This window comes from Hungatella sp. (assembly GCF_046966825.1).
Genome location: NZ_JBKVCZ010000215.1, coordinates 1 through 7,030 on the forward strand (window position 1 = coordinate 1; position 7,030 = coordinate 7,030).

Genomic DNA, 7,030 nt, shown 5'->3' on the forward strand with positions numbered 1-7,030 from the left:
GCCCAGATCACCGTAGATTACTGCTTAAAAAAGCTGTTTAAAGACTGTTTTCCGGAGCAGACCTCGGTGGACTTTGATTTGGAGATCGACGAATACATCACCTACTCCAAGAGCTACGGGGATCTCTTCTCCTACCTGAAGTTTTTCGTGGAGCAGCTCATGCAGAATGCCTCCCTCTGCAACACCTCCGGCCAGTCCGACTCCGCCAGAATGGCCGCGGATATTCAGGAATACATCGAGAAAAACTACGCCGCCAACATCAATATCAATGATATCGCCACCGCATTTTCCCTGACGCCGGCCTATTTCAGCCGCATGTTCAAGAAATACACGGGAACCAGGCCCATCGAATATCTGACCTCCGTGCGGATCCGCCACGCCTGCGAATACTTTGCCAACTCCGACTTTTCCGTGCGCCAGGTGGCGGAATTCTGCGGTTACTCCGATCAGTATTATTTCAGCAAGGCGTTTAAATCCATTACGGGGAAATCTCCTTCCGAGTACAGGATTCTTTCCCAGCCGTAGCGCAGGGTTTCCCATCAATCCACCGATATCTTAAATACCAGCGGATAACCGCCTGACACCTTCGTCCGGATATGGAGCCCAGCCTCATCGCGGCTCCACTCCGGCGGCTCTGGGCTCCCCAGGACCTGGACCGAGCGGATGATTCCATGGAATTTCGGCAGCTTCGACGCGTCCTGCTCCGCCAGGGATTCAATCACGTATTCCCCGCTTTCACTGCACGCCAGGACGGCAGCGTATAAGTAACCATTGGCCGTCGTAAACCGGAAATCCCTCGGGGTAAAATGCTTTCTGATTCTGTCGGTAAACTGGCCCTCCTCCACCTTTGTGGGACCTTCGCCGTATTTTCTCCAGACTCTGCTGCCGTATACCGCCTCGCCGTTGACCTTCAGCCATCTTCCGATTTCGAGGAGCACGTTTCTGTCCTCCCGGGATATGGTCCCGTCTGCCTTCGGCCCCACATTCAGCAAGAGACAGCCGTTTTTGCTGACAATGTCGATCAGGTCGCAGATAATATCCGCCGCCGGGCGGTACTCGTTGTTTTCCGTGTAGCACCAGGAATTTAACGCAATGGCCGTGTCTGTCTGCCAGAAAAACGGCTTTACATCGGCAAACTGGCCTCTCTCCACATCGGGAACCGCTGTCCCGAACGGAAATGCGTCATGCTTATAATTGATGACCACCGCTTCTCCCCACTGGACTCCGCGGTTATAATAGTAAGCCGCCAGCTTCCGCAAATACGGTTTGAAGCTGCTGTGCTGAATCCACCAGTCGAAATACAGGACCTTCGGCTGATACCGGTCGATAATCTCGCAGGTGCGGACCAGCCAGTCGTTTAAGTACTCCTTTGTCGGCTCCGGCTTTCCATAGATGTCGTGGTGATCCGGCTCCGGCATGGCCGGCCAGTAGAAATCCCCCCGTTCCATCGGCTCCTTGATGTCGCTGTCGAACTCTCTGCCGTGTCCCATGAAAAACCAGTGCTCCGCCCGATGGGACGACGCTCCGTTTACCATCCCCCTCTTTTGGCATTCCTTTGTCAGTTCTCCAAGAACATCTCTCTTCGGCCCCATCTCCCATGCATTCCAGCGGGAAATCTCACTGCGGTACATCATAAATCCATCGTGGTGCTCCGCCACCGGCACTACGTAGGCTGCCCCCGCCTCCGTAAACAAATCCGCCCAGGCAGCCGCATCAAACCGGTCCGCCGTAAACAGCGGAATAAAGTCCTTATATCCGAACGATTCGTGTTTTCCATAGACCGCCGTATGATGCTCATATTCCTTCGTTCCCTGGATATACATATTGCGGGAATACCATTCATTTCCAAATGCTGGGACACTGTAGATTCCCCAGTGAATAAAAATACCGAATTTACCGTCCCGGTACCACTTCGGCGGCTCATAGGCCGACAGCGATTCCCACGTATCCGTGTAGGGCCCCTGTTCGATCACCCTGTCGATTTCCTCCAAATACGGTTGTAAATGATACATGCTTCTCCTTTCTGTGCGCGGTTCACCGCACAACGCAGCCACTCCTGTTCCTCTCTATCATACGGAATTGTGGCCTGGAATCCAAGAGAAGGAGCTGACGTATTTTACCGGTATATGTCGTGTTTTCGAATATTTATGTTTGACTTTCCTTTATTTACGGGATATGATAGTTCTGTCTGATAACAAGAACAGAGAACTTCATTTCCGCGGCACGGAGGCGGTATTTTATGCATGATAACAGCTTGAATTTTACCTTTCCATTAGAATACGTTTCCTTCCAGGTCTCCATGGTATCCACCGGCAGAATGGTACAGTCCATCCCCGCCCACGCCCACGGCAGAGGGTGTTACGAGATTCATTATATCCGGCACGGCTCCGGGACCGTGGTGATAGACGGCGTCCCCCGGCGCGTCGGACAGAATACCCTTTATACCACCGGGCCTTCCATCCTTCATGAGCAGATTCCCGATCCGTCTGATCCCATGGTGGAATCCTGCATCTATCTGCGCGTATTCCCTGATTTCGAAAAAACGGAGTGCGGCAGCTCCCACGCCTGCCGGCGAAAGGACCCGAAGCGCGCCTCATTCCTGACGCCTTTTTTGGAACAGGCCTTCTGGATGGGGCAGGATACCCAGCAGGTTCTTCCCCTGTTTGATACGATTTTTCAGGAGCTGGAACAGAAAAAGCCGGGATACAGGCCGTTTCTCTCCGCTCTCTTTCAACAGCTGATCGTCTGTATCGCGCGCAATTATCTGGAGCCTGAGGCATATCATCCGGTTCCTGAAAACGGCTTTGAAGATGCTTCCGGGGACAGCAGCCTGTCTCTGATCGTGGAGGAAGCGTTTTTAAATGAATACCGGACCATCACGCTGGAACGGCTTGCCCGGCGGATCCACCTCTCGCCCAGGCAGACGGAGCGGCTGATCCGGCAGTATTACAACAGCACCTTTTTGAAAAAACGGACCGAAGCCCGCATCGGCGCTGCCTCTGTTCTGCTGAAAACAACGGAACTGCCGATCGGTGAGATCGCAGAAATGACCGGCTACTCATCCTCCGAACACTTTTCCTATGCATTTAAAACGTATACCGGCATGAGCGCCCGGGAATTTCGCAGAAAATCGTCTTCCGAAGCAGGTCCACGCTCCCTTTCGGAAAATGTTTTTTAGAAAAATCGCAAGATTGGGTCACTACTTTGATAAAATACAATACACTAATTATAAAGACATTAATTAAGGAAATATCTTATGACTCAATTTGAAACGCTTCCTCTTTCCGCAACACAGGCAAATGATGACGATATTGATCCGGGATTTTTAGTACCGGACTATGGCAACGTAATCCCTCCATTTGACGAGGAGATCGATCCTGATTTTTCCGTTATGCCTCCATACCCGGATGGCGTTATCCCGGATCGCCCTTATCCGGAAGGCCCCGCTTATCCTCCTTTTTACCCGCCGTTCTTCCCGACACCGATGCCCTGTCTGTTCTGCAATACCAACCACTGGGCGCGCGGAAGCATCCGGTTCCTGAATGCGGCAACCGGCTATAATGCCTTTACCATCTACATCGATAACCGTCCGGTATACTCCAACTTAAATTTCCCTGAGCTGACGAGGTATCAGCATATCTCACAGGGCTATCACAGATTTTCCGTAGTCGGAAACGGCTATACCTACGTGCAGAAATCCATGTATGTCGGAGACGGCATGGCCACCATCGCAGTAATCAATTCGTCCACCGGACTGGATTTGACATCGATTGCCGACACCACCTGTCCGACGCCCAATGCAAACGCATGCTTCAGGGTCTGCAATCTGGCCTACTACAGCGGGCCGGTGAACACGGTCATCGGAAATGTCTATTTTAACTCGACCAACTTCAATCAGGCGGCCAGCTTCAGCTCTATGGGAAGCGGAACCTACACGGTAAACGTCGCCCGCTCCGCCCAGCCGCAGAACACGCTGGTCTCCACCACCGTCACGCTGCGTCCAGGACGCACCTACACCCTTTACGTATTGAACTGGAGCCCAACTCCCGATACGATCCAGACACTGCTGGTGGAAGACCGGAGAAATTGATCTGTAAGGCTGCCCGGCGGTTGTAAATGGGGATTAACTGAACGGTAAATACAGACGAAACACAAAAATCCCCTGTAAACACTTATCACGCGTTTACAGGGGATAGATTTATCATCAATTAAGCCACTTTCGTCTTAGCGAGTTCTGCTAACTTGGCGAAGCCTTCTGCATCATTAACAGCCATGTCAGCCAGGACTTTTCTGTTTAAATCAACACCAGCTAACTTTAATCCATGCATAAATACGCTGTAGGATAAGCCATTGATCCGTGCTGCTGCGTTGATACGTGCAATCCATAACTGTCTGAACTGTCTCTTTCTTTCTTTTCTGCCTGCATAGGAGCTGGTTAATGCTCTCATTACAGACTGCTTTGCTACTCTATACTGTTTGGAACGAGCGCCTCTGTAGCCTTTAGCCATCTTTAACACTCTGTTATGTCTCTTCTTAGCGTTCATACCGCCTTTAATTCTTGCCATCGGTTTTTCCTCCTTCTTAACTTAAGATCCTATAAATATGGTAAAATCTTCTTCATTACTTTTGCATTGGTTGCGTCTGTAACGATATCTTTTCTAAGATTTCTTTTTCTCTTTGTAGACTTCTTAGTTAAGATGTGAGATTTGTAAGCTTTGTTTCTTACAAGCTTTCCTGTACCGGTCTTTTTGAAACGCTTTGCAGCTGCTCTGCTTGTTTTTAATTTAGGCATTGTATTTTCCTCCTTGATAATGTTCTATTAACGTTTTGGTGTTAAAAACATAACCATGCTTCTTCCTTCCACTTTGGACGGCTTGTCAATAACCGCTATATCGGCTAATTCCTTTGCGAAATCCTCAAGAATATATCTTGACTTTGACATATGCGCCATCTCACGACCTCTGAAACGTAAGGTTACCTTAACTTTATCTCCTTTTTCGAGGAACTTCCTTGCGGCGCCCATCTTTGTACTTAAGTCATTTGTGTCAATATTGGGAGATAAACGAACTTCCTTTACTTCGATTACCTTCTGTTTCTTCTTAGCTTCTTTTTCTTTTCTTGCCAGTTCGTATCTGTATTTACCGTAATCGATAATCTTACAAACCGGTGGCTTTGCGGTCGGAGCAATCTTTACAAGGTCCAGTTCTGCGTCTTTTGCCATCTGTAAGGCATCTCTCGCAGGCATAACCCCTAACTGTTCTCCATCTTCACCAATCAACCGAACTTCCTTGTCTCTAATTTGTTCGTTAATCATTAAATCGCTAATTGTCGTGCACCTCCTATAGTGTGTTTGGTCGGAATTCACATTACTGCCCGTCAGGGCATAAAAAAAGTAGATAGACAAACGCTACCCACCATCAAAGTCTCTACACAGTATACCTATGTAAATAAGGCTATGAACCAGGGTCACTTACTCGTGCCGTGGTGAGGCGGATACCTACTTTCCTGACTGTTGTTTCCACAACTTGTTATAGTCTACAATATGACAGAAGAAAAGTCAAGTGTTTTTTATCGTTTTCTTAAACTTACGAAATTTGCAAGGAATAAGTAAAGAACAATAAGGAAGATTGTGGTATTGTAAATATATCAAATATATGATACCACAGAACCGCATAAAAAAACAGGAGGAATCAATCTTGAATAAAAAAACAGTACTGCTTTCCGCCATTCTTCTCACCGCAGCGCTGAGCGCCTGTTCCAGCCGCCAGGCCAGCCCGGAACCGTCGGAGGATCCGAACGCCACCGTGGAGCTCATGACAACAGACTCCAGCGCGCAAGCGCCATCTGCCCCCCGTCCGGCAGAGGAAAGCAGCTCTTCCATCCCGGCGGAGGTCCCTTCCGATGCTTCTGACAGAACCGGACGATTTTTAAAATCCACCAGCGGAGACGGCATTCTGGTCATTGACAACTACGGTCCCGTCGTCTTCACCTATGCCTCCGGCGACAGAAGCATTTTGGACACGCTGGACAACGGCGACGCCGTTTCCATGAAGGCCGGGCCCATTATGGAGACGTGGCCGGGTCAGACCACCGTCTATAGCTGTGAGCTTCTCAGAAAGGGGAGACGCGACGCGGTCGATCCCGATACCCTGGCGTCCCTGATGGAGATGGGACAGATCGCAAAAGAGCCGCTCTCCCCCATGTTCTATGCCAGAGATACCCTTTTTATCGGCACAGGCAGAACTGCCAGCCCCACCTGCGGAACGGAAGACGGCAGCTTTTCCTCCGTCATTGACAGCTTAAAGGTCCCGTCGGAAAATGGCCAGTCCAACTTCGGAAACAAGGGCGACGGCTACATTTCCCTCTGGGATGGCGCCATGGCAGTCAGGGACGGCGACCATTACACGCTGTTTCTGGCAAAGGGAACGTTGGAATATGAAGGCCGTTTCTTTCGTCAATCGGATTTGAGCGAGGATACGGTCGCCTGGCTGGAATCCTATAACAACCTCCCGGAGGAGGGCCGCAAGTCCATATCCTACGTCCCTTATGATCTTATGCCGGAAGACAATACAGGCATAACAGCAATGGAGACGGATGCCTCAGCTCCCTGAGGAATCCGTCTCCATTCTTCTTTCATCTTACCTTTCTTTTTTTCTATTCTTTTTTCTATACTAATTCATTATATTTTCCGCGTTTTACGTAGTGGGTATGCAAAAGCTTATGGGCCAGATGGCCGCCAGGTTCTCCCAGGAACTCCTCATACAGCTTCATAAGATCCGGATTCTCGTGGGACTTGCGCAGAGGCTTGTGTTCGTCCTCGCTGTAAAGCGCCGCCGCACGTTTTTTCCGGAAATCGTCCTCCTTCGGACGCGGCTGGCCGCCGCCTGCGATGCAGCCGCCCGGACATCCCATGACCTCGATGAAATGGTACGGCGAGGTGCCGTCCGCCACCTCTCTCATCAGCATGGAGGCGCCTTCCAGTCCGCTGGTTACCGCCACCTTCACTTCCACGCCTTCCAGATGCTTATAC

At 50.2% G+C, this 7,030-nt stretch carries 9 protein-coding genes; 4 read left to right on the forward strand and 5 right to left on the reverse strand.

What is annotated here, in order from left to right:
• Positions 1-525: helix-turn-helix transcriptional regulator (locus tag ACLTD4_RS32260; protein ID WP_412331896.1), on the forward strand; the 525-nt coding region annotated here is incomplete at its 5' end.
• Between the two features lie 14 nt (positions 526-539).
• On the opposite strand, the gene ACLTD4_RS32265 is transcribed toward ACLTD4_RS32260, so the two are convergent.
• On the reverse strand, positions 540-2,012 hold the full coding sequence (locus ACLTD4_RS32265; RefSeq protein WP_117620496.1) for an alpha-L-fucosidase: 1,473 nt from the start codon (positions 2,010-2,012) through the stop codon (positions 540-542).
• Between the two features lie 227 nt (positions 2,013-2,239).
• Here ACLTD4_RS32265 and ACLTD4_RS32270 point away from each other — a divergent pair, with 227 nt between their 5' ends.
• Entirely contained in the window at positions 2,240-3,178 is a 939-nt protein-coding gene (locus tag ACLTD4_RS32270; protein WP_117620495.1) for an AraC family transcriptional regulator, read from the forward strand.
• 78 nt (positions 3,179-3,256) lie between these two features.
• The gene (locus ACLTD4_RS32275) at positions 3,257-4,090 is read left to right on the forward strand and encodes a DUF4397 domain-containing protein (RefSeq protein WP_055653052.1); all 834 of its coding nucleotides are present in this window, start codon (positions 3,257-3,259) and stop codon (positions 4,088-4,090) included.
• A 118-nt stretch (positions 4,091-4,208) separates the two neighbouring features.
• Here the strand turns inward: ACLTD4_RS32275 and rplT are convergent, their stop codons facing one another.
• Genes rplT through infC form a run of 3 tightly spaced genes read right to left on the reverse strand, consistent with a single transcriptional unit; the run spans position 4,209 to position 5,314 of the window.
• Entirely contained in the window at positions 4,209-4,565 is a 357-nt protein-coding gene (rplT, locus tag ACLTD4_RS32280; RefSeq protein ID WP_002603683.1) for a 50S ribosomal protein L20, read from the reverse strand.
• Positions 4,566-4,594: 29 nt separating this feature from the next.
• Positions 4,595-4,792 carry a 50S ribosomal protein L35 gene (gene rpmI, locus ACLTD4_RS32285; protein WP_002603682.1) on the reverse strand — a complete coding sequence of 66 codons (198 nt, stop codon included), beginning with the start codon at positions 4,790-4,792 and terminating at the stop codon, positions 4,595-4,597.
• Positions 4,793-4,819: 27 nt separating this feature from the next.
• Positions 4,820-5,314: a translation initiation factor IF-3 gene (gene infC, locus ACLTD4_RS32290; protein ID WP_025531319.1), complete on the reverse strand. Its 495-nt coding sequence runs from the start codon at positions 5,312-5,314 to the stop codon at positions 4,820-4,822.
• Positions 5,315-5,696: 382 nt separating this feature from the next.
• On the opposite strand from infC, the gene ACLTD4_RS32295 reads away from it, so the two are divergent.
• Complete coding sequence (locus ACLTD4_RS32295) at positions 5,697-6,611, forward strand: hypothetical protein (RefSeq protein ID WP_117620494.1); 915 nt, start codon at positions 5,697-5,699, stop codon at positions 6,609-6,611.
• Between the two features lie 55 nt (positions 6,612-6,666).
• Here the strand turns inward: ACLTD4_RS32295 and ACLTD4_RS32300 are convergent.
• Positions 6,667-7,030, reverse strand: a 364-nt coding sequence (locus ACLTD4_RS32300; protein WP_412331897.1) for an iron hydrogenase small subunit, incomplete at its 5' end; no start/stop codon positions are given.